The 20,115-nt window shown below is 71.8% G+C and carries 24 protein-coding genes; 18 read left to right on the top strand and 6 right to left on the bottom strand.

Translation table 11 applies throughout. From position 1 onward, the window contains the following. Positions 1-88 precede the first annotated feature (88 nt). The 5 genes from ACIGFK_RS17160 to ACIGFK_RS17140 all read left to right on the top strand — a co-directional run bounded on the left by ACIGFK_RS17160 (position 89) and on the right by ACIGFK_RS17140 (position 4,100). Positions 89-292 (top strand): cold-shock protein, encoded by a 204-nt coding sequence (locus ACIGFK_RS17160; RefSeq protein WP_030036890.1) that lies wholly within the window; start codon positions 89-91, stop codon positions 290-292. A gap of 134 nt (positions 293-426) precedes the next feature. Continuing rightward, positions 427-1,551 carry a serine hydrolase domain-containing protein gene (locus ACIGFK_RS17155; RefSeq protein WP_400052422.1) on the top strand — a complete coding sequence of 375 codons (1,125 nt, stop codon included), beginning with the start codon at positions 427-429 and terminating at the stop codon, positions 1,549-1,551. 182 nt (positions 1,552-1,733) lie between these two features. After that, on the top strand, positions 1,734-1,964 hold the full coding sequence (locus tag ACIGFK_RS17150) for a hypothetical protein (protein WP_400052420.1): 231 nt from the start codon (positions 1,734-1,736) through the stop codon (positions 1,962-1,964). A 116-nt stretch (positions 1,965-2,080) separates the two neighbouring features. Further along, entirely contained in the window at positions 2,081-2,926 is an 846-nt protein-coding gene (locus tag ACIGFK_RS17145; protein WP_376658979.1) for a MerR family transcriptional regulator, read from the top strand. Beyond that, positions 2,889-4,100 (top strand): glycosyltransferase, encoded by a 1,212-nt coding sequence (locus tag ACIGFK_RS17140; RefSeq protein ID WP_376658978.1) that lies wholly within the window; start codon positions 2,889-2,891, stop codon positions 4,098-4,100. Before ACIGFK_RS17145 ends, ACIGFK_RS17140 begins: the two co-directional genes overlap by 38 nt. A 102-nt stretch (positions 4,101-4,202) precedes the next feature. Here the strand turns inward: ACIGFK_RS17140 and ACIGFK_RS17135 are convergent, their stop codons facing one another. Continuing rightward, positions 4,203-4,937, bottom strand: coding sequence for a translation initiation factor IF-2 (locus tag ACIGFK_RS17135; RefSeq protein ID WP_400052418.1), 735 nt, complete (start codon positions 4,935-4,937; stop codon positions 4,203-4,205). 210 nt (positions 4,938-5,147) lie between these two features. Here ACIGFK_RS17135 and ACIGFK_RS17130 point away from each other — a divergent pair, with 210 nt between their 5' ends. Both ACIGFK_RS17130 and ACIGFK_RS17125 read left to right on the top strand, forming a co-directional pair. Then, the gene (locus ACIGFK_RS17130; protein ID WP_400052416.1) at positions 5,148-5,525 is read left to right on the top strand and encodes a hypothetical protein; all 378 of its coding nucleotides are present in this window, start codon (positions 5,148-5,150) and stop codon (positions 5,523-5,525) included. A gap of 293 nt (positions 5,526-5,818) precedes the next feature. Beyond that, positions 5,819-6,280 (top strand): hypothetical protein, encoded by a 462-nt coding sequence (locus tag ACIGFK_RS17125; protein WP_400052414.1) that lies wholly within the window; start codon positions 5,819-5,821, stop codon positions 6,278-6,280. 194 nt (positions 6,281-6,474) lie between these two features. Here ACIGFK_RS17125 and ACIGFK_RS17120 read toward each other — a convergent pair whose 3' ends face one another. Beyond that, positions 6,475-7,182, bottom strand: coding sequence for a BTAD domain-containing putative transcriptional regulator (locus ACIGFK_RS17120; RefSeq protein ID WP_386469327.1), 708 nt, complete (start codon positions 7,180-7,182; stop codon positions 6,475-6,477). A gap of 320 nt (positions 7,183-7,502) precedes the next feature. Between ACIGFK_RS17120 and ACIGFK_RS17115 the strand changes: the two genes are divergently transcribed. The 7 genes from ACIGFK_RS17115 (at position 7,503) to ACIGFK_RS17085 (ending at position 13,345) form a co-directional block, all read left to right on the top strand. Then, a complete protein-coding gene (locus ACIGFK_RS17115; RefSeq protein WP_400052412.1) occupies positions 7,503-10,097 on the top strand; it encodes a S8 family serine peptidase in 2,595 nt (864 codons plus the stop codon). Positions 10,098-10,395: 298 nt separating this feature from the next. Beyond that, a complete protein-coding gene (locus ACIGFK_RS17110) occupies positions 10,396-10,575 on the top strand; it encodes a hypothetical protein (RefSeq protein ID WP_376658973.1) in 180 nt (59 codons plus the stop codon). Positions 10,576-10,898: 323 nt separating this feature from the next. Next, a complete protein-coding gene (locus ACIGFK_RS17105; protein ID WP_376658972.1) occupies positions 10,899-11,096 on the top strand; it encodes a hypothetical protein in 198 nt (65 codons plus the stop codon). A 30-nt stretch (positions 11,097-11,126) separates the two neighbouring features. Next, complete coding sequence (locus ACIGFK_RS17100) at positions 11,127-11,318, top strand: hypothetical protein (protein ID WP_376658971.1); 192 nt, start codon at positions 11,127-11,129, stop codon at positions 11,316-11,318. 61 nt (positions 11,319-11,379) lie between these two features. Continuing rightward, positions 11,380-11,679: a hypothetical protein gene (locus ACIGFK_RS17095; protein ID WP_376658970.1), complete on the top strand. Its 300-nt coding sequence runs from the start codon at positions 11,380-11,382 to the stop codon at positions 11,677-11,679. A gap of 165 nt (positions 11,680-11,844) precedes the next feature. Then, complete coding sequence (locus ACIGFK_RS17090; protein WP_376658969.1) at positions 11,845-12,315, top strand: hypothetical protein; 471 nt, start codon at positions 11,845-11,847, stop codon at positions 12,313-12,315. 337 nt (positions 12,316-12,652) lie between these two features. After that, complete coding sequence (locus ACIGFK_RS17085) at positions 12,653-13,345, top strand: ribonuclease H (RefSeq protein ID WP_376658968.1); 693 nt, start codon at positions 12,653-12,655, stop codon at positions 13,343-13,345. Between the two features lie 7 nt (positions 13,346-13,352). Here the strand turns inward: ACIGFK_RS17085 and ACIGFK_RS17080 are convergent, their stop codons facing one another. Next, entirely contained in the window at positions 13,353-14,063 is a 711-nt protein-coding gene (locus ACIGFK_RS17080; protein ID WP_376658967.1) for a beta-glucanase, read from the bottom strand. Between the two features lie 114 nt (positions 14,064-14,177). On the opposite strand from ACIGFK_RS17080, the gene ACIGFK_RS17075 reads away from it, so the two are divergent. Together ACIGFK_RS17075 and ACIGFK_RS17070 are read left to right on the top strand one after the other, a co-directional pair. Then, positions 14,178-14,612, top strand: a complete 435-nt coding sequence (locus ACIGFK_RS17075; RefSeq protein WP_376658966.1) for a MarR family winged helix-turn-helix transcriptional regulator — start codon at positions 14,178-14,180, stop codon at positions 14,610-14,612. Further along, positions 14,609-15,043 carry a hypothetical protein gene (locus ACIGFK_RS17070; RefSeq protein WP_400052407.1) on the top strand — a complete coding sequence of 145 codons (435 nt, stop codon included), beginning with the start codon at positions 14,609-14,611 and terminating at the stop codon, positions 15,041-15,043. Before ACIGFK_RS17075 ends, ACIGFK_RS17070 begins: the two co-directional genes overlap by 4 nt. A 7-nt stretch (positions 15,044-15,050) precedes the next feature. On the opposite strand, the gene ACIGFK_RS17065 is transcribed toward ACIGFK_RS17070, so the two are convergent. Then, positions 15,051-17,138: a SpoIIE family protein phosphatase gene (locus ACIGFK_RS17065; protein ID WP_376658964.1), complete on the bottom strand. Its 2,088-nt coding sequence runs from the start codon at positions 17,136-17,138 to the stop codon at positions 15,051-15,053. A 345-nt stretch (positions 17,139-17,483) separates the two neighbouring features. Here ACIGFK_RS17065 and ACIGFK_RS17060 point away from each other — a divergent pair, with 345 nt between their 5' ends. Then, positions 17,484-17,990 carry a hypothetical protein gene (locus ACIGFK_RS17060; protein WP_400052405.1) on the top strand — a complete coding sequence of 169 codons (507 nt, stop codon included), beginning with the start codon at positions 17,484-17,486 and terminating at the stop codon, positions 17,988-17,990. A gap of 12 nt (positions 17,991-18,002) precedes the next feature. Here the strand turns inward: ACIGFK_RS17060 and ACIGFK_RS17055 are convergent, their stop codons facing one another. Together ACIGFK_RS17055 and ACIGFK_RS17050 are read right to left on the bottom strand one after the other, a co-directional pair. Then, positions 18,003-18,536: an isochorismatase family protein gene (locus tag ACIGFK_RS17055; protein WP_376658962.1), complete on the bottom strand. Its 534-nt coding sequence runs from the start codon at positions 18,534-18,536 to the stop codon at positions 18,003-18,005. Between the two features lie 39 nt (positions 18,537-18,575). Further along, a complete protein-coding gene (locus ACIGFK_RS17050; protein ID WP_376658961.1) occupies positions 18,576-19,202 on the bottom strand; it encodes an L-threonylcarbamoyladenylate synthase in 627 nt (208 codons plus the stop codon). A gap of 86 nt (positions 19,203-19,288) precedes the next feature. Between ACIGFK_RS17050 and ACIGFK_RS17045 the strand changes: the two genes are divergently transcribed. Beyond that, positions 19,289-20,113, top strand: a complete 825-nt coding sequence (locus tag ACIGFK_RS17045; protein ID WP_376658960.1) for a class I SAM-dependent methyltransferase — start codon at positions 19,289-19,291, stop codon at positions 20,111-20,113. Positions 20,114-20,115 lie beyond the last annotated feature (2 nt).

Below are 20,115 nucleotides of genomic sequence, written 5' to 3'. Positions count from 1 at the left end.
GTTTTGCTGTGTTGTGCCGTAGGACCAGGGCGATCACCTCCGTTTCCCACGCGGTGTGGGAGACGTACGTCAAATGGAAGGCATGAACATGGCTACGGGAACCGTGAAGTGGTTCAACTCCGAAAAGGGCTTCGGCTTCATCGCTCAGGACGGCGGCGGTCCGGACGTCTTCGCGCACTACTCCGCGATCAACGCCACCGGCTACCGTGAGCTCCAGGAGGGCCAGGCCGTGACGTTCGACATCACGCAGGGCCAGAAGGGCCCGCAGGCGGAGAACATCACCCCCGCCTGAGCATGACGCCCGATCTCCGCCGCCCACCCCGCGTGGGCGAGGAACCGTTTCACCACTGACGTGCCGAAACGGCTGAAGTGCGACACCAGGGCCGTGCGGCGACCGCCGCACGGCCCTGGTGGCATGATGCCCCTGTGAATCGCAGGGCGAATGCGGACGTACAGGGGCGAATCGAGAACATCCTCGCCGACCTGGTGGAGTCGGGGGCGGAAAGCGGCCTCCAGGTCGCGGCCTACCTGGACGGCGAACCGATCGTCGACGCGTACGCCGGCTGGGCCGATCGGGGCGCCGGGCGCCTCCTCGGCCCCGACACGCCGATCCACAGCTTCTCGACCGGCAAGGGCTTCACCGCGACCGTCGTCCACGTCCTCGCCGATCGCGGACTCGTCGACTACGACACCCCGATCGCCCACTACTGGCCGGAATTCGCGGCGCAGGGCAAGGAACGGGCCACCGTACGGCACGCACTGACCCACACCCTCGGCATCCCGCAGCTGCCCCCCGACGTCACCCCGGCCGAGCTGTGCGACTGGGACACCATGTGCGCCCACGTCGCCGGGGCGCGGCCGCTGTGGGAGCCGGGCTCCGCGAGCGGCTACCACGGCTGGACCTTCGGCTGGATCCTCGGCGAGACCGTCCGCCGGATCACCGGACTGACCCCGGCCGAGGCGCTGCGCACGTACGTGAGCGAACCTCTCGGAGTGGGCGACGAGCTCTACTTCGGCCTGCCCGCGAGCGAACTCGCACGTGCCGCAACCCTCGTGGAGGGGAACTGGGCCGCCTGGCTGGCCACCCTCCCGCCCGACGCCCCCTTCCGCCGCCTCGTCGTACCGAACCGCGAGGTGTGGACCACGGCCGAACTCGCCAACCGCCGCACCTACCTCCTCTCCGACCTGCCCGCCTGCGGCACCACCACCGCGCGCGCCGCGGCCCGGATGTACGCGGCGCTGCTCGGCGAGGTGGACGGGGTACGGCTGCTGTCCCCGGAGCGCGTCACCCTCGCCGCGGGGGTCGCCGTCGAAGGGAAGGACCGGATGCTGCTCGGCCGGTACACGAAGGGGCTGGGCTATTTCCTCGGCCTGCCCGAGACGGCCGGGGGAACCGCTGCCTTCGGCCACCACGGCAGCGGCGGCAGCATCGCCTTCGCCGACCGCGAGCGCGGGCTGTCCTTCGGCCTCACCCGCACCCGCCTGGTCGCGGGACCGGCGGCCGGCGCGGCGCGGGTCCTGGCGGACGAGATCCGCTCCGCCGTCTCCTGAAGCCGTTACGGGGTTGTCGTGCGCCCACGTCAACGGGAGTGCCCGGTCTGCCCGGTCTGCCCGGTGGGCTGGGTCGGACCGACTTCGAGATGACCGGCACGAGGACCGGGTCACTCCTGGAGCCTGCGCCGGTCCATGCCCACCCATCCGGTGGCGAAGGTCCGCCGCCGGGGTTTCGGCATGTGGGACCAGCTGCCCGCGGCCCCCACACCGCGCCGGCGGCCGTCGCACGCCTCGCCCGGGACCCGGACCCTTCCGTACGAGCAGCGCTGACCCGCCACCCGAACCTTCCGCAGCAACGGCTGGCCGAACTGCTCGACGAGGGGGAACCGGCCCGCGTGGCCGCGGCGAACCCGGCACTGGATCCCGAACCGATGCACCGGCTGGTGACGATGCGGGGACAGCGGGAGTGAGCGCGGGAGCTGCCGGCCGGTCGGCACGACTCCGGTTCCACGGCAGCGGGCCCCACCGGCAGTTGACCCTCACCCGGCGTCAGGGTTGAAGCTGTCGACGAACGAAAGGCCGCTCCATGGGATATACGGTCGGTCAGGTCTCGGCCTTCGCCGGGGTGACCGTGCGCACGCTGCACCACTACGACAAGGCCGGGCTGCTGTCACCCGGTGACCGCAGCCCGGCCGGGTACCGCCGTTACGACGACGCCGACCTCGCCCGGCTCCAGCAGATCCTCTTCTACCGCGAGCTGGGCTTCCCCCTGGAGGAGATCGCCGAGATCCTCCGGGACCCCCAGGCCAATGCCCTGGCACACCTGAGGGCACGGCAGGGCCAACTCGTCAGGGAGATCGCCCGGCTGCAGCAGCTGACCGAGGTGGCCGAGCGGGCGATCGAGGTCCAGCAGACCGGGGTGTCCCTGACGCCCGGGGAACGCTTCGAGGTCTTCGGTGAGATCGCCTTCGACCTCAGCTACGCCACCGAAGCACAGATGAAATGGCACGACTCGGAAGGCCACCGGGAAGCGATGGCACGGGCCGGTGCCCACAGCAAGGAGGACTGGCGCCGGCTCATGGGCGAAGCCGCCGCCTGGCGCGAAGAGTTCCTCGCCGTCCACGACGACGGCGAACCGGCGGACGGCGAGCGGGCCATGGACGTCGCCGAAGGACACCGGCTGCACATCACCCGCTGGTTCACGCCCTGCCCTGCGCAGATGCACCGGCGGATCGCCGACGACTTCGCCGCCGACCCGCGGGCCTTCGCCCTCGTCGTCCCGCCGTCGCAGTCGCGGCAGCGCCCGGGCCTGGCCGCATACCTGGCCGAGGCGGTGCACGCCAACGCGTCCCGCCGCGTCCACACCGAACAACAGCCACGAACGGGAACCACCGATGAAGATCCTGATCGCCACCGCCGGCTCGCGCGGTGATGTCGCGCCCTACACCGGACTGGGCGCCGCCCTGCGCGCCGCCGGGCACGAGGTCGCACTCGCCGCCACGGAGTCGTTCGCACCCCTGGCCGAGGAGGCCGGTCTGGCCTTCCGGCCGCTGCCGGCGGACCCCCGGGCCCATGGCGACGTACGCGGGCAGCGCGCACTGGTGCGGGCCGCCGCCGCGTTCCTCAGCGACCTGGGCGAGGGCTTCGCCGCCGCCGTGGATCCGGGCACGGACCTGCTCCTGCTGTCCACGACCACCGCCCCGCTGGGCTGGCACGTCACCGAGGCCACCGGGATACCGGGGCTGGGCGTGTACCTGCAGCCCACCGCCCCGACCGGGGACTTCGCCCCGCCCGTCGCCGGCACCCGCTCGCTGGGCCGGACCGGCAACCGCGCCGCCGGGCGGTTCGCCCTGCGCATGACCGACCGCATCTACGCTCCGGCCGTGGCACGGCTGCGCGCACACCTGGACCTGCCGCCGCTCACCCCCGCGCACGCGCGCCGTCGGCAGGAGAAGGCCCGCCGGCCCGTCCTGCACGGCTTCAGCACGGCGCTGCTGCCGCGCCCCTCGGACTGGGCGGACCACCTGTCGGTGGCCGGATCCTGGTGGCCGTACGTCGATCCGGGAAGCCGGCTGCCCGCGGACCTGGAGGCCTTCCTGACGGCCGGTCCGCCGCCCGTCCTCATCGGCTTCGGCAGCATGGCCTCCGGCCACGGGGAACGCCTCGGCGGCATCGCGGTACGGGCCCTGAGGCGGGCCGGTCTGCGCGGCGTCCTCCAGTCCGGCAGCGCCGGACTCGCCGCCGGCGGGGGCGGGGACGACGTACTGACCATCGGCGACGTACCGCACGCCCTGCTGTTCCCGCGGCTCGCCGCCGTCGTCCACCACGCCGGGGCCGGGACCTCCGCGGCGGCACTGCGCGCCGGGGTCCCGTCCGTCACCGTGCCGGTCGCCGCGGACCAGCCGTTCTGGGCCGCACGGCTCACCACGATCGGCGCCGCCCCGGCCGCCCTCCCCTTCGACTCCCTGACCCCCGAGAACCTCGCCGCGGCACTCACCGCCGCCGTGCACGACCGGGCGTACACGACCGCCGCCGCGGCCGCCTCACGGCACATGGCGACGGAGGACGCCGCGAACAGCGTCCTGACGGCGGTACGACGCCTTTGACACCGCTCGCGCCGATCGCACGGGGCACGGCCGGATCCACCCGGCACCGACCGGTCGTGATGTGGCACACGGGCCTGCGGCCTGATGGAGCCGGCCCCCGGTTCAGTGCGGTGGCGGCAGCGGGTCCAGTGCGTTGGCGACGGTGCAGCCGCCTTCTCCGGGCATCCGCTGGATCCGGGACGGCACCCACACCTCGGTGGCTCCGGGGGCCACGCGGGCGAGAAGGCAGTCCTGCGCGTCGAAGTTGTTGCCCTTCACCGACAGGAGAACGCCGACCCGGCCGCCGTCCGCCTTCACTTCGGTGCGGATCGCCGGATCCATGTCCAGGGCGGCGACCGTGCGGCGAACCTCGGCCTCGTCCACCCCACCGCCCGCCGGCACACGGGGGAGATTCGAGCGGAGCTCCTCATACGGGAGCCTGGGCGGTTCGGGAGGCGGGGCGAAGGTGAGAGGAGGACCGTCCGGGCAGTCCACGTCACGGGGATCCTCACGCCACTGCGACTTGGGCGACACGCGGACCACGAAGCAGCGCCGCACGGCGAGTTCCTCGGCGTCGATCCATCCGCTGTACGCCGACCCGGACGTGCGGACGACCACGTGCACACCGTCCCCGTCGCGTGTCGAGGTACCGGTCACTCGCAGCACTTCGACCCCGTCGATACCCGACGCGGACCGCCCGACCTCCTCCGCCGTGCGCGGACGCTGGCTGTAGAGCCGCTCGCCCGCGGTGCGTGCCACCTCCCGTGCGGCGTCCGTCGCCTCGTCATCGGAGGACTGCACCACCCCGCAGGCGGCGGTGAACAGCAACAGCGGGGCGAGCAGGAGCAGTCGGCGCATCCGCCCACCCTTCCGGCGCCGGGCGCGGCCGGCATCCGCTCGCGTACTCGGAGAATGGTGTGATCGTACTCAACGGGTCGCGGCGAGCCTGCGGGAGCGCCTACGCGAGGCCGTGCGCGCCGTCATGGCAACCAGTGCGGCCGCGGCCATGGCGGTGCCCAAGTCCTGCCGGAGCCCGACGCGACGTGGGCGGTCAGGGGCACTCTGACCGTGGTCACCGCCGCCAGGCCGATGCCGCGGCCGTACACGGTGACGACCGTGGGGCTGATCCTGGTGACGTCCGGGAGGCGGGGGCAGTGCGTTGCAGACCTCGTCCTGCGCCGACGTGCCGAGCGTCAGCCGACACACCTCTCGACATGGTTCACGGTTCTGCGCCAGTACGCGCGCAATGTGCCGTCCTGGGCGAACACGGTGCGTAATCCTGATGGCGAGCGATACAGGGGCAAGGCGGCGCGAGTGCCGATCAGCTTCAGAAGTCCAGAGGCTTTCGCCCGCACCGTGGGCTTCGGCCACGGCACACCCGAGGCGAACCACCTCCCGTTCCACCCCGACACCTGCACCATGCTGTCGCAGAGCCCCACTCCGTAGCTGGATGGCGGGCGGCGACCAGGTCTACTGCACCCCGTGGTTGGCGGGCCAGCCGGAAAGCGTGTTCGCGAGCGCGCTTCCGCTCTCGGAGTCGTCCCTACCCGCGTTCGACGAGCCGGTCGCCATCTGGCCCTGCCAGGTCCTGCGCCCGGTGTCCGCGACCCGACTGGCAGACGCCGGACGGCCTCGGTGTCAAGAAGCTGCGGTGGGACGGCCGATTCCACGCTCCACCGGGCGGCCACGCAAAGGGCCTGCGGGCCAGGACCAGATCGGCGCATTCAGCGCTCCATCCCGTGCCGGACCGTGGCGCCGAATGGCCGCCCCGTGGGGTCCTCTGGCTCGAACTGACCAGCGAGAACGCCGCCAACCCGTCATTCGGCGTGTCGTTCGTCGTGACCGAAACCGCCAGGGTCGCCAGGGACGGGGCACCCGGCGACGACGATGAGCTCGTGACCTACACGGCGCAGGGATGTGCATCCGTGGATGCTCAGGTCGCCGTATTCGCTCCGGAATACTTCAAGCAGTACGACGAGGAGCGGGAGGCCTTCTGCGACCGCCTGTCGGGTGTCACTCGGCTCCTCGACGATCCTGTCTCGCCCCGAGCCGTCGTCGACGACATTCGGAGAGCGAGCCGAGACGGCGTTCAGGTCGACGCGACGGCGATCCGCCACGGTATCGCCAAGCTCAACGGCAGCCGGACGAAGAACCTACCGGAATCGCCGCAGATCGGGCAGTGGGCGGTCGGACCGGGTTGAGCCGACCACCGCGGCCTTCTCCCTCTTCCGGGTCGGGTGAGCTCCCTGCGCCCTACGGCTGCGGCATCGGGGAGGCGGAGCGAGCCGCGGACAGCCCTGCTGCGCCTCCGTACGGCCCTGGAGCGGTACGGAGGCGTGGCATCGATCACCGGCAACCCGGTCACCGCGGACACTCGGGGGGAAGACGCGCCCGCCTACGTCCGCGGCAGGTCACAGACGAGGCGCGTGAGCAGGGGCGAAGGGGCAACCTTCAACTCCACTTGCAGCAACCGCCGGTACTCCTGGTACCTCTTGACCGCGCAGGCCACGTTGCCCTCCGCCAGGTGCACCTCGACGGCGATCCGGTGCGGAGTCTCGCGCAGCGGGTCGATGCAGATGGCAGCAAGCGACGTCTGCAGCGCGGACAGGTGACGGCCCTCGCTCTGGAAGCGCTGAGCCAGTGCTTCCAGGGCATACAGCCGTAGCTGGTCCCAGCGCTCGCGCTCGAGGATCAGCCACTCGTCGTCCCAGCCGGGGAGCAGGGCCTGGCTGAGGTCTGCCACCAGCCGGTCCCCGTCCCGGGCGGCGACGTCGCCGGCCACGATGCGGCGGGCCGAGTCGCACCCGTCGTGGAAGTCGACCGAGAGGGAAGGGGCGAGCGCGAGGCTGTGATCGGCGATGTCGATGACAGGAGCCGACCCGATCCTCCTGGCCCGGCAGAGCGCGGAGCGCAGATTGGCGGCTGCCCGGCAGCACGTGCAGTCCGGCCACAACTGCTCAGCGGCTGAGCGTCGGTGCGTGCCCTTGCGGTGCAGAGCCAGAAGGGCCAGCAGCCGCTGAGCCCCAGTGGATATGGCGATGCGCCGCCCTCCGCAGGTGACTTGGAAGGAACCGAGGATTTCGAGACGTGGTCCTTGCGACACGCCTCTCACTGTCGGCGACGCCATATGTGCCTGCAACCGGGGCGACGTCCCGGCACCTTACCGGTGATGCCTCCGCTCAGCACACGCACGTGCCGGATCCATAAGGCAGGAACGTTTCTGCAACGCCTGGCGACGGGTCCCCGAACGTCTCCTTGACGACTGCCGCACACCCTCCGCCACATGGCGGCACAACCCCGGAACGCGCCGGTGGGACACCTCTGGGTGGGCACGTCGTCCGCGGCGTCGACCCGCATCGGAGTACATCGCGATACGTCGCCACACGGAGGTTCCACATGGACATCCGGTCGGTTGTGCGAGGAATGGCCGGGGAACGAGAGCTCCTCGGCAGCCCCGAGGTTCGGGTGGCCGTCCTCGACGGCCCGGTGGACCTGGCACACCCCTGTTTCGCGGGATCGGCCCTCACCCGACTGCCCACTCTGGTGTCGGATCCGGCCGGTCCGGGCCTGATGTCTCTGCACGGCACTCACGTAACGAGCCTGCTCTTCGGGCAGGTCGGGACACCGGCGCCCGGTCTGGTGCCGCACTGCACCGGCCTGCTGCTGCCGGTGTTCCGGGATTCCCCGGACGGCCGAGCGACACGCGTGCCCCAGCTGGACCTGGCGCGGGCCTTGGAGCAGGCCGTGGAGGCGGGGGCCCACGTCATCAACATCAGCGGCGGAGAGCGCACCCCCGATGGCGCGCCGGACAGCATGCTGGCGCGGGCGCTCCGGCTGTGCGAGGAGAACGGGGTGCTGGTGGTCGCGGCCGTCGGGAACGACGGGTGCGACTGCCTGCAAGCCCCCGCCGCCACGCCGTCCGTGCTCGCCGTGGGAGCGGCCGACGCCACCGGCGCGCCGCTGGACATCAACAACTGGGGCGCCGCGCACCGGCTGAACGGAGTACTGGCGCCCGGAGAGAACATCCAGGGCGCCGCCCCCGGCGGCTCACTCGCCTCGCTGACGGGCAGCAGCTTCGCCGCCCCTGCAGTCACCGGGGTCGTGGCGCTGCTGGTGGCACGGCAGTTGGCCGAGGGCCGCAAGGCCGACCCGCTTGCCGCGGGTCGTGCCGTACTCGAGTCCGCGGTCCGTCCGCCCTGTGCCCCGGACGACGCGCCCCAGTGCCGCAGGCTGCTCGGCGGCCGACTGAACGCGGCCGGAGCCTTCGCATTGGTCGGCGGGACGGGAAGGCCGGTATCCGGCGCTCACGGTCCGACGCACACCGAAGAGAAAGAGAGAGCCATCGTCATGGACACGCACGCCGTAAACGCACAGGCCGCGGAACCGTCCGAGGCCGTGCCCGCAGCCACGTCCCAGGCACCCGCGGGCGCCGGAACGCCGGTTCCCGCCGTGCAGACCGCGCCCTCACAGGTCGCGCCCGCGCAGGTCCCCGTTCCCGGTGAGGCGCCGATTCCCGTGCCTCCTACCTCGGACTCGTGGCCCGCGCCGCCTCCCATGCCGCCCGCACCTCCGGCGATGCAGCCTGCAGTGCAGGCAGGAGTGCAACCGGCAGGACCTCCCCCTGACGCGGCATCTCCCGCCCCTCCTGCACCTTCTGCAACTTTCACACCTTCCGCACCTCCTGCACCTCCTGCACCTCCCGCCTACGCCACACCGCCCGTCTACACGGCACCCGTGGCTTATACGTCGCCAGCGGTCTATCCGACGCCCGTGGCCTATACGGCACCTGCCGCCTACCCGGCGAACACCGGCGTCTGCCCGTCCTGCGCCGGATGCGGCGGTACCTGCGGGCATCCGGGCGGGCAGCCCAGCGGGGGCGGTGCCACCCCGTCCGCCCCGGCACCGACCCCCGGGAAGCAGTTGATCTACGCGATCGGCACCATCGGCTTCGACTTCCAGACCGAAGCCCGCAGGGACAGCTTCCGTCAGCAGATGCAGAACATCGTCATTCCCGCGACGGAGGGACATGCCGAAGAGGAGCACCAGGCGAACATCTACGACCCCAAACAACTCCACGCCTACCTGGCCAAGAACCCGTGGGCCTCGGACAAGCTGACCTGGACGCTCAACGCGGACGCGACCCCGCTCTACGCCCTCGAGGCGGAGATGCCGGTGGGCATGGACTGGACCCGGCCGATCATCACGGACCCCAAGGCCTCGGAGGACAAGGTGCAGGAGTTCGCGGCCGAAGCCGCCGGCGATCCCACCCACGAGAAGCTCACCGAACTCCTCACCACGCTCTCGTACCCGCCGGTCTCCGTCATCTACCGGACCTTCCGGGACGCACTCCTCGGACAGGCCAAGGACAGTAAGGACATCGGCTTCATCTCCCGGGTCTCGATCCCCGGAGTCCTCACGGACCGTACTGTCCGGCTGTTCTCCGGCCAGGTCGTCCCCGTGGTCGAGGTCAAGAGCCGCGGCCTGTTCACCTGGAACGAGACAGTGCTGGTCAACGCCGTCTTCGACGCAGTGGTCACCATGAAGGTGGCGGAGGCGCGCAAGAAGGTGGCCGACAAAGGCCAAGCGGCACAGGACGCCGCCGAGAAGAAGGTCCGTGATGAGTTCAAAGGTCCGAAGGGGACGTTCCTCAAGGACACGGTGCGCGCCCTGCTGGACAAGATCTACTGGAAGTTCCGCAATCTCGGCCAGAGTTCCGGCGACCGAGCGCTGAACGCAGCGGGCACCAACGCGTTCCTGGTAGGCGCCGAGATCCAGGGCGGCATCCTCTCCGCGGAGCACGTCCCCGGTCGGAACGACAACTTCTACTCGCTGGACACCGTCTCCGTCTCCAAGAGCCCGTTCTGCCGGCCCGGCTCGGATTGCCAGGACGTCACCTTGACCTTCTTCGACCCGGAGAACGACCAACGGGCGCCGGTGTCGTACCTGTTCACCTACGACGTGAGCGACGAGCTGCCCGTCAGCCTCGCTCCGGTCCACACATTCATCGGCAGCGTCTGACTGCCGGCCGAAGCCAAGGAGCCCCCATGGACACGAACACCAGAACCCCGGCACCTCACGCAGTCCCCCTTCAGGCTCCGCCGGTCTGCCGCGAACCTTCGCAAGAGCCGCAGGAGCGGCACGACGGCAACGGTGTGCAGGCGGCCCGCTCCGGCTGCGCGGAACTCTGGGGACCTGCCCGACAGATGTGCTACGCGCAGCGGTCGTACGCGCTGTGAGATCACCGTTGCGGAATCAGCGCACAAGCCACCGGCGGCAAACCGATCGCCGGCCAGTCACCAGGTGAAAGGTGAGAAAGATGAACGAGCCGATTATCCGGCACGAGGAGAAGCCGGCGCTGCCCGCCGCTCCCCAGATGCCGTTCCAGGCCCCCGCCGTCGTTCGTGACCCGCTCGGGCCCAAGGACACCGGCGAGGGCGCCGACGGCGTCGCGGCCAACATCAACTGGGGCGGGCTCGTGAGGGACCTCTTCTCCTAGAGGCCCCCGTGCACCATTCGACGCAGCAGCGGTGGCGGGGGCCCAGGTCCCGGCCACCGCTGCACGGCCCTGAGAGGACATCGGGATGAACAGCGAAATCCCTCAGAGTGCTACGTCGTCCGTCACCCTGCGGACGCCCTTCCAGGCTCCCGCGGTCGACCGGAGTTCTGCCACCCCGGCACGCACCGGCACCGGCTCAACCGGAGTCGAGGCCAACTGGGATGTGCCCTGGACCCTGATCGGCCATGGAGCCAAGGGAATGCTGGACGCCTGGCTTTCCAGCCGGTCCTAATGCCGCGGCTCCGCAAGGAAAGGACACGGACATGAACAAGGATCCGTCACCCCCGGCCGACGTGTCGGCCCTCCTGCAGGCGCCGTTCCAGGTGCCCGCGGTCGACCGGAGCACCACCGCTCCGGCACGCGCCGACGCCGCGGTGACGGGTGCCGAGGCGAATCTGTTCCCCTGGCACCTGATCCAGCCCTACTCCAAGGGCGGCATGGCCCACATCACCAACTGGTAGGGCCTGGCCGCTGGATGAAAGGAAAGGGACATGTACGAGGAACTCACACAGCGAGCGGCCCCGTCGGCCGTTCTGCGGACGCCGTTCCAGGCACCGGCGGTCGACCGCACGCCCACGGCACCGAAGGCCGCAGGCACCGAGAACGGCGCAGGTGTTGAGGCGGACTTCGCCTGGCTGCTGCCCCTGGTCGCTAGCACGGTCGGCGGCCTCCTCCGCCGGTGAGACCGCGTGTCGGCGGCGGGGTCTTCCGCAGCCGCCGACGCGTTCCTGAAAGGAGGGAGGCATGAACGACAGGTCCGAAGCGAGCGCCGAAGACTCGGGCGCCCGGCTCGAGCTCCCCGTGCTGGGGACGGTGGAGCGCCGCTGGGACACGTACCAGCCTTACATGAAGCGGGTGCGGGTCTACTACTACAAAGAGAAGGAGGATTCCGAAGAGATCCTGGAGGGCTTCCTGGTTGAGGAGCCCCCGCCCAAGTCCACCTTCGGCTACGCCGTTGGGGACCCGCCCGCCCCGGACAGCTGGGACGGCAGGGGCTGGAGCTGCCCGTCCGGCGAGCCGTGCACGTGGCTCGGCCCGGTCTAGGAAACGGTTCTCCCCGGTCGCCGCATTCGGGCGGCCGGGGAGAACCATCCCCTCTGCGCAGCCGACGGGCCCGCGGCGCAACGGGCCGGCCCACGCAAGCAGAGGATCGAACCCCGCCCCGGCGGATGGCGGGCCGCCGGGGGACCACCTGAAGAGGAAAGAATCATGCCCAAGTCGGATGTGGTAACCCCCGTACGAGGGTTCGCGGCCGGCAAGTACGGCTTCGCAGAACTGTTCGCCACCAAGCCGCAGAGTGAGCAGGACGACATCGAGAAGGCTCCTCTCAGCGGAGCCAAGGCCGAGAAGTTCGGCACCATCCACTGCGTGATCACCGTCGTCGGTCACTCCGACCGTGACGACACCGCGGGACTCACCGCCGACCAGCGCCGTGCCAACGAACTGAGCGCCTCCACCAAACGTGCCGAGAGCGCCAAGGACTGGGTCTTCCAGGAAATCCGGCAGCTGCTCATCGATGACGGGCAGACACCACCAGCGACTCCGGCAGACCTCCATCGCACTTCGCTGTTCACCGTGCCCTGCGGCGCAGCGAAGCTGGAGCGGCTCAACCCTGCCTCCGAGAGCGATCGCAAACTCAACCGCCGTGTGGAGTTCCTCGTCACCTTCTTCTCTCCGTGAGACGCGCCGGCGCCTGCGCCGTCGGCGGACGCGGGACCGGCGCCGGATACCCCTGGCGGATCGGCGTCGGCGACGCCGGACAAAGCACCGGTTGCACCTTTGACCGTGGCCCAACTCAACGGCGGACAGGTCGACCGGCTCCGCGATGCCCAGCGCCCCTGACAGCCGACGAGCGGGGGTTTCGTGTGGACCGGGTGCTTCCCGCCGTGGCTCGGACGAGCAGGGGCCCGGGGCCGGGGGAGGGCGTGGTGATCGTCGGCGGTCCCGGACCCGTACAGGACCCGACCCCGCCCGGGCCGGGAGCCGGGACCCCGTTCGGATGCGGCATGATCGGGGGATGTCCGAACGCATCATTGCCGCCTGTGACGGAGCGGCGAAAGGTAATCCCGGCCCCGCCGGATGGGGATGGGTCATCGCCGATCCCCAGGGCCGCCCCGAGCGCTGGGAGGCCGGTCCGCTGGGCCGGGCCACCAACAACGTGGGGGAGCTGACCGCTCTCCAGCGCGTCCTGGAGGCGGTCGCTCCCGGGACGTCGATGCAGGTGCGGATGGACTCGCAGTACGCGATGAAGGCCGTGACGCAGTGGCTCCCGGGCTGGAAGCGCAACGGCTGGAAGACCTCCTCGGGCCAGCCCGTCGCCAACCGCGAACTCGTCGAGAGCATCGACGCACTGCTCGCCGACCGCGACGTCACGTTCCTCTACGTCCCCGCCCACCAGGAGGACGGCGACCACCTGAACGCCATCGCCGACCAGGCCGCCAGCGACGCGGCCGTCAGCCAGCAGGCCGCCGGCACGGCCCACGGGCACGCGGACATGCCGGTACCCGCACCGGTCGCACCCGCGCGCCGCAAGGCGGCCGCACCGAAGAAGCGCACGGCGGCAGGGGGCTCCACGGGCCGCGCGTCCCGGGCGATCAAGGCGAAGTTCCCCGGCAGCTGCCCCTGCGGGAAGCCCTACGCCGCAGGCGACATGATCGCCAAGAACGGCAGCCGCTGGGGACACGAGGCCTGCGCCACCGCCGCCTCCTAGGCCGTCCCTACGGCCGCCGGACGAGCAGGTGCGCCACCTCGAAGGACATGCGCGACACGTCCGGGTCGGGCGCCGGGTGGTAACGCCCGGCGCACACGGAGAGGTTGACGATCAGGTACGCCCGCCAGCTCCGCCCCACGCCCCGGCGGTCGGCGAAGACCCGGGTGCCGTCGACCCACCACACCACCGAGCGCGCACCGAACTCCACCTTCAGGTCCACCCAGCCGCCGGGGGCGACGGCGGGGTCCCGGTGGTAGCGCTGTCCCCCTCGCACGTGGTTGGAGAGTTCGAGCAGGTCGGGGTTGTCGGGGTGGTACTCGAAGACGTCCACCTCGTTGCCGCCGTCCCGCCACGTCCAGACCGCCGGCCAGGCCCCGAGCTCGGCGGGCAGCCGCACCCGGGTCTCCAGCACGTCGCCGGTCCGGACCATGAACCCCTCTTCGCTGCCCTCGGTGGTCAGCAGGCCGGCGTCCCAGTTGCCGTCCGTCCGGCGGGTGGCCAGGAACGTGCCGGTGCGGCTGTACGAGGGGTCCGCGACCAGGTGGTCGAGCTTGTTGTCGCCGGGGTTGGTGGGGCCCCCGTTCGGATAGGCCCAGGAGCGGCCCGCGACCCACTGGGAGGCCGAGCCGAAATCGGCGGTGAAGACGACGGCGCTGCGCCCCCTGCCGGTGCGCCGCTCGAGTTGTCGTACGAGCCGGGCGAGAAGCTGAGTGGCCACGGCAGTCCTTTCGCGCTGGGGATGCCGGCGTCATACCCCGGGCCCGCGGGCGCGCATACCGGCGCACCGGTGCTCGCTTGCAGCACATGGTACGAAATCGTATAGTCCGAAATTATGCATTCCGAATTCGTGGCACCCGACTGGTCGGCCCTCCTCGCGCTCCAGCGGGCCACGCACGCCACCCTCCAGGTGCTCGCCGCGGAGCTCGCCGACCTGGACCTGACCGCGTCCGAGATCAACGCGCTGGCCAACCTGGCGGACGGCCGCAGCCGGACCGTTTCCGAACTCGGCGCCGCCGTCGGCACCCGGCCCACCACGCTGACCAGCGTGCTCGACCGCCTGGAACGGCGCGGGCACATCACCCGCGGCTCCCGGCCGGGAGACCGCCGCGCCGTACTCGTCGAGCTCACCGACTCCGGCCGGGCGGCCTCCGCCACCATCCGGGAGACCATCACGGCCCTGGAACACCGCGCGCTCGACGGCCTGCCCCCCGAAGCACTGGCTGGCCTGCGCGCCGCCCTGCAAGCCCTGACCGAGGTGTCCGCATGACCACCACGACCGCCAAGACCGACGGGACGGACCCGGCCGCCGCGTTCGACGAGCTGCTGGCCGGGGTCACCGCGTCGGCGGGACGCTTCGGCCACCGCGAACACGTCCACCTGACCTGGCTCGCGGTACGCCGCTTCGGGATGCCCGCGGCGCTCGGCCTGCTCGACGAGGGCATCCGGCGCACCGCCACCCGGGCGGGAGCACCGGAGAAGTACCACTGCACGCTCACCCGGGCCTGGACGGAACTGATCGCCCACCACGCGGCCGAGACGGGCGAGGACGACTTCGATGCCTTCGCGGACCGCCACCCCGCCCTCCTCGACAAGCACCTGCCGGAGCGCTTCTACCGCCCCGCGACGCTGGCCGCGCCGCACGCCCGGACCGGCTGGGCCGAGCCCGACCTGACCCCGTTCCCCTGGCAGGCCCGGTAGAGCGGCCTCACGGGGCCTCCGGCCCGTGGGTACGGGCGATGAGCAGGGCCACGTCGTCATGGGTGTCGGGGCGCCGGAGGGCCCCGAGGAGGAGGTCGCAGGTCTCCTCGATCGGGCGGTGCGGGCCCGCGAGCAGGTCCGCGAGGGTCTGGATGCGGGTGTAGATGTCCTGGTCGCGGGTCTCTACGAGCCCGTCGGTGTACAGGACCAGTCCGTCGCCGGGGGCGAGGGTGATGGTGGTCGTGTTGAACGGGACGCCGCCCACGCCCAGCGGCACCGCCGTCTCCAGCTCCACGATCTGCGGCTGCCCCGCACGGAGGTGGACCGGCGGCAGGTGCCCGGCGTTGGAGATGTGGCACAGCCGGGTGTGCGGATCGTAGACGGCGTAGATGCAGGTCGCCATGGCGTCGCCCACGTCGGCGGTGACCTCGTCGAGGTGGCTGAGGACCGTGGCCGGCTCCAGCCCGAGCCGGGCCAGCGTGCGGGCGGCCGTGCGCAGCTGGCCCATGGTGGCCGCCGCGTTGATGCCGCTGCCCATCACGTCCCCGACGACCAGCGCGGTGCGCTCCTCGGCGAGCGGGACGACGTCGAACCAGTCGCCGCCGGTCTCGTCCGCCGCGCCGGCCGGCTGGTAGCGGTAGGCGATGTCCAGCCCCACGGCCGACGGGGGGTGCTGTGGCAGGAGGTGGCGCTGGAGGGCGAGCGCGGTGTGCCGCTGGTGCTGGTACCAGCGGGCGTTGTCCACGGAGACGGCTGCGCGTGCGGCGAGTTCGGAGGCCAGCAGCACGTCGTCCGGGCCGAACGGCTCCGGGTTGCGGGCGCGCTTGAGGTCCAGCGCGCCGAGCACCTGGCCGCGCGCGATCAGCGGCACCGCCAGGTAGGAGTGGACACCCGCCTCGGCGAGCAGCCGCACCGCGTTCTCGTCGCGGGCGATGCGCGGCAGGTCCTCCGGCCGTACGTGCGGGACCAGCACCGGGCGGCCCGTGCTCGCACAGCGCGACACCAGCCGGGTGGGACCGTACAGGGCCACGTCCCCGACGGGGTCGGCCGCCTCCTGGGCCGGGGTCGGGTAGGCCGTCTTCACCGCCAGCGCCCGGAACCGTACGGCCTCCCCGTCCGCGCCCTCGCCCGGACGGGGCCCCGCGAGAACGGTGTCGAGGATGTCCACGGCGGCGACGTCGGCGACCTCGGGGACCGCCACGTCCGCGAGCTCGCGGGCGGTCACGTCCAGGTCGAGGGTGGTGCCGATGCGGACCGACGCGTCCGCGATCAACGACAGACGGCGGCGGGCATGGGCCGCGGACACGGCGGCCATGTGCTGCTCGGTCACGTCCACGACCGAGACGGCGACCCCGATCACCTGGGACGCCTGGTCCTCCAGCCGGTACATCGACGACAGCCAGGCGTGCTCGCCCTCCGCGTCCGGGGAGATCCGCCCGGTGGTGAAGTCGTCGAGCAGGGGCACGCCGGTGCGCATGACCTCGCGCATCGCCGCCTCGAGGCCCTCCCCGTCCAGGAACGGGAGGACCTCAGTGATCCGCCGCCCCAGGTGCTGCTCGGCCGGCACCCCGTTGATGCGCTCCAGCGCCGGGTTGACCAGCACGTACCGCAGGTCGGTGTCCAGGACGGCCAGCCCGATCGGCGACTGGTCGACCAGCCGCAGCGAGAGCGCCAGGTCCCGCTCGACCCGGCGCAGCGTGGCCCGGTCGGAGGCGAGCCCCAGCGCGAAGACGGTGCCGCTGTCGGCCTCCAGCCGCATGTTGCGGAACTCCACCAGGACGCTCGCTCCGTCCTGGCGCCGTACGGGGAAGGCCCCGGCCCACGCACCGTCGCCCGCCATGACGCGGCTGAACAGGTCCAGCACCACGTCCCGGTGCCGCTCGTCGACCAGCAGCTGCGCCGCGTACCGGCCCCAGGCCTCCTGCGCCGTGTAACCGAACAGTTCTTCGGCCTGGGGACTCCACAGAGTGATGCGCCCCTCACTGTCCAGGACGATCGCCGCGACCCCCAGCACGTCCAGCAGGCCGCCCGCCGCGAGTGCCACGTCCCCCGCGCCGGAACCAGCGGCCGACGGAACGGACTGGTCAGCGGCCATCTCCGGCCTCCTCACCCGTACACGCCGGGCAACCCGGACGGACCCGGGCCTCCTTCCATGCTGCGACCGTGAAGAGCGCCACGCGACCTCGGGACGGCGCGCCGGGCCGCCGCGACGGCGCGGCGGTGGAGAAGCGCGACCCGGAGTGCGGGCTGTTCCGCCCCTTTGGGCCGGTCGCCGGCAACGCGGCCGGAACCGCCCCCGAGCGGGAGGTCCTGCCGGCCCTCCGCGGCCCCGCCCCGCCGGGGCGGGCCTGGCGGCCGGACGGGGGCGCAGACAGTAAGGTCCGTTCCGTTCAGTGCCGTTCCGTTCGGCACCGGTCATCCGCACCCATCAGGGGAAGACATGACGATGCGATACCCGAAGCTCAAGGTGGTGCTCGCCACCGCCGCCGTAGGCCTGGCCCTCCTCGCCACGGCAGCGTGCGGGAAGAACGGCCAGGAGGCCGGAGGGGCCGGCCCGAGCCTCGCCACGCAGCCCTCCTCCTCCTCCTCCTCCTCCTCCTCCTCCTCGCCGGCTGCTCCCTCGTCCGCTGTCTCTTCGCCCGCCGCACCGTCCCCGGCCGTCACCCGGACGCCCGCCGCGACGGCGGCCACCCCCAAAGCCCCCAAGGGCGACAGGCCGCAGGTCGCGCTCAGTGACGACCCGACCGTGGCAGGTGATGAGCTGGCCCGGCTCCGGAAGGCCGGCTGGTTCAACCCGAACAAGATCGAGTACGCGGACGATCCGGTCATCGCCCTCCAGCAGTTCAAGCGCTGGCTCGACCTCGGCTACATCGCGGGCGACGGCGGCTGGACCCCCGAGGGCCTGGCCGCGGTCAAGCGCGCCAACGAATCCGGCACGCCGCTGTAGCCGGCGGCCGCGCTATCCGGCTCCGCCGGCCCCGACGGCACCCGTGTACGAGGCCGTGTCACGCACCTCGCCGAACCGCGGGAAGATCCTGCGCACCGCGAACTCGTGCTCGTCGGCGGCGAATGCGGACATCGCGTCCTCGACGAACTCGACCTCGTAGCCGTGGTCGCTCGCCGCGCGTGCGGTGGACTCCACGCCCATCGTCGTCACCAGCCCGGCCAGCACGAGCCGGCCGACGCCGAGCGCCCGGAGCTTCTCGTCCAGGCCGGTGGCGTGGAAGGCGCCGACCGTCCGCTTGACGATCTCGATGTCACCTGGGCGCGCGAGGCCCTCCATCAGACCGCTGCCGGGCGGCTGCTCCGTTACGCCCGGCCGCTCTACGCGCACCAGCACCACCGGGCGCCCCGCGGCGCGGAACGCCCCGGCCAGTCGCGCACAGCGGGCCGCTACCTCCTCGCCGGAATGCGGAGCGACCGGCAGGGCGATGATGCGGGGCATGAGGTCCACGAGGACCAGGGCGGTGGTGCCGGCCGGGGTATGCGTCACGCGGTGATCGTAGTGGGCGCGACCGCGCGGCCGGAACGATTATTCGGCTTCGAACCGGGAGGTGTCGCCCGCCCCGCGGCGCACGATCTCCGCCTCGCCGCCGGAGAAGTCGATGACCGTGGTCGGCCTGGTGCCGCAGTCGCCGGAGTCGACCACCGCGTCCACCACGTGGTCGAGCCGCTCCTTGATCTCCCAGCCCTGGGTCATCGGCTCGTCCTCGTCGGGCAGCAGGAGGGTGCTGGAGAGCAGCGGCTCGCCGAGCTCCGCCAGCAGGGCCTGCGTGACGACGTGGTCGGGGATGCGGACGCCGACGGTCTTCTTCTTCGGGTGCAGCAGCTGGCGCGGCACCTCCGACGTGGCCGGGAGGATGAAGGTGTACGGACCGGGCGTCGCCGCCTTGATCGCGCGGAACACGTTGTTGTCGATCTGCACGAACTGGCCCAGCTGAGCGAAGTTCTGGCACACCAGGGTGAAGTGGTGCTTGTCGTCGAGGTTGCGGATCGAGCGGATCCGGGACACGCCCTCACGGTTGCCGAGCTGGCATCCCAGAGCGAAACAGGAGTCCGTCGGGTACGCGACGAGCGCGCCGGAGCGGATGCTGTCTGCCACGTTGCTGATGGTGCGCGCTTGAGGATTCTCAGGGTGCACGTCGAAGTACTTCGCCATCCGCCGAGACTACGTGATCCGCACCCCGCACCGGGCACTTCGTGTCGCACCGCCCGCGGACGCGGCGCCGGGCCGATAGTGGGCCCGTGAGCGACTCCTCGCAGGGCACGGGACAGGACGGCAGCGGGCAGGGCGCTGGACGGGACGGCACCGAACGGGTCACGGACTGGTCGGGAAGCGAGGGGGCGCGCGCCTTCGCGGCCGTCGAGGGGGCCACCGACCGGCTCCTCGGATATCCCTTCGTCTTCCGGTCGCTGTCGCGGCGCATCGGCCCCGGGTCGGTCCTCGTGGACTACGGCTGCGGACCGGGCAGGGTCGCCGACGAGGCCGCCCGCCGGCTCGGCGCACGCGTGCTGGGCGTCGACACCTCCCCGCAGATGCTGGAGCTCGCGCGCGCCTCGGGGACCGCGGTGGCGGAGTACCACCTCGTCGAGAACGGGCGTACGACCGGCCTGCCGGACGGCTGCGCGGACGCGGTGATGTGCAACCACGTCCTGGCCTCGCTGCCGACCCGGGAGGCCCTGCTCGCGGTGTTCGCGGAGATCCGCCGACTCCTGCGCCCCGGGGCCCCGTTGGTCCTGCTGACCACCGACCCCGCGTGCTCCGGCATCGAGTACGCCTCCCTGCGGATCGCCGAACCCGCACCGGGCACGGCGTACGCGCCGGGAGCCCCGGTCGCCGTGGGGCTGCGGCGGACGGACGGGACCTGGCAGGAGGTGCGCAACCACGCATGGCCGGCCGACCTCTACCCGGCCCTGCTGGCAAGCGCCCGCTTCCGCGACATCGTCCAGCACCGCCCGACGGTGGAGGAGGCCCTCACGGTCGCCGACCCCGAACTCGTCCGCAGCCGCGCCTGGACGGCGGAACGGGCGCGGCCGCCCCTGGTGGTCACCACCGCAACGGCCGCCTGACC

The sequence above is a fragment of the Streptomyces sp. NPDC085524 genome, from assembly GCF_044541755.1.
In the GTDB taxonomy this organism is placed as follows: domain Bacteria; phylum Actinomycetota; class Actinomycetes; order Streptomycetales; family Streptomycetaceae; genus Streptomyces.
This window is presented reverse-complemented; position numbering and strand designations above follow the sequence as displayed.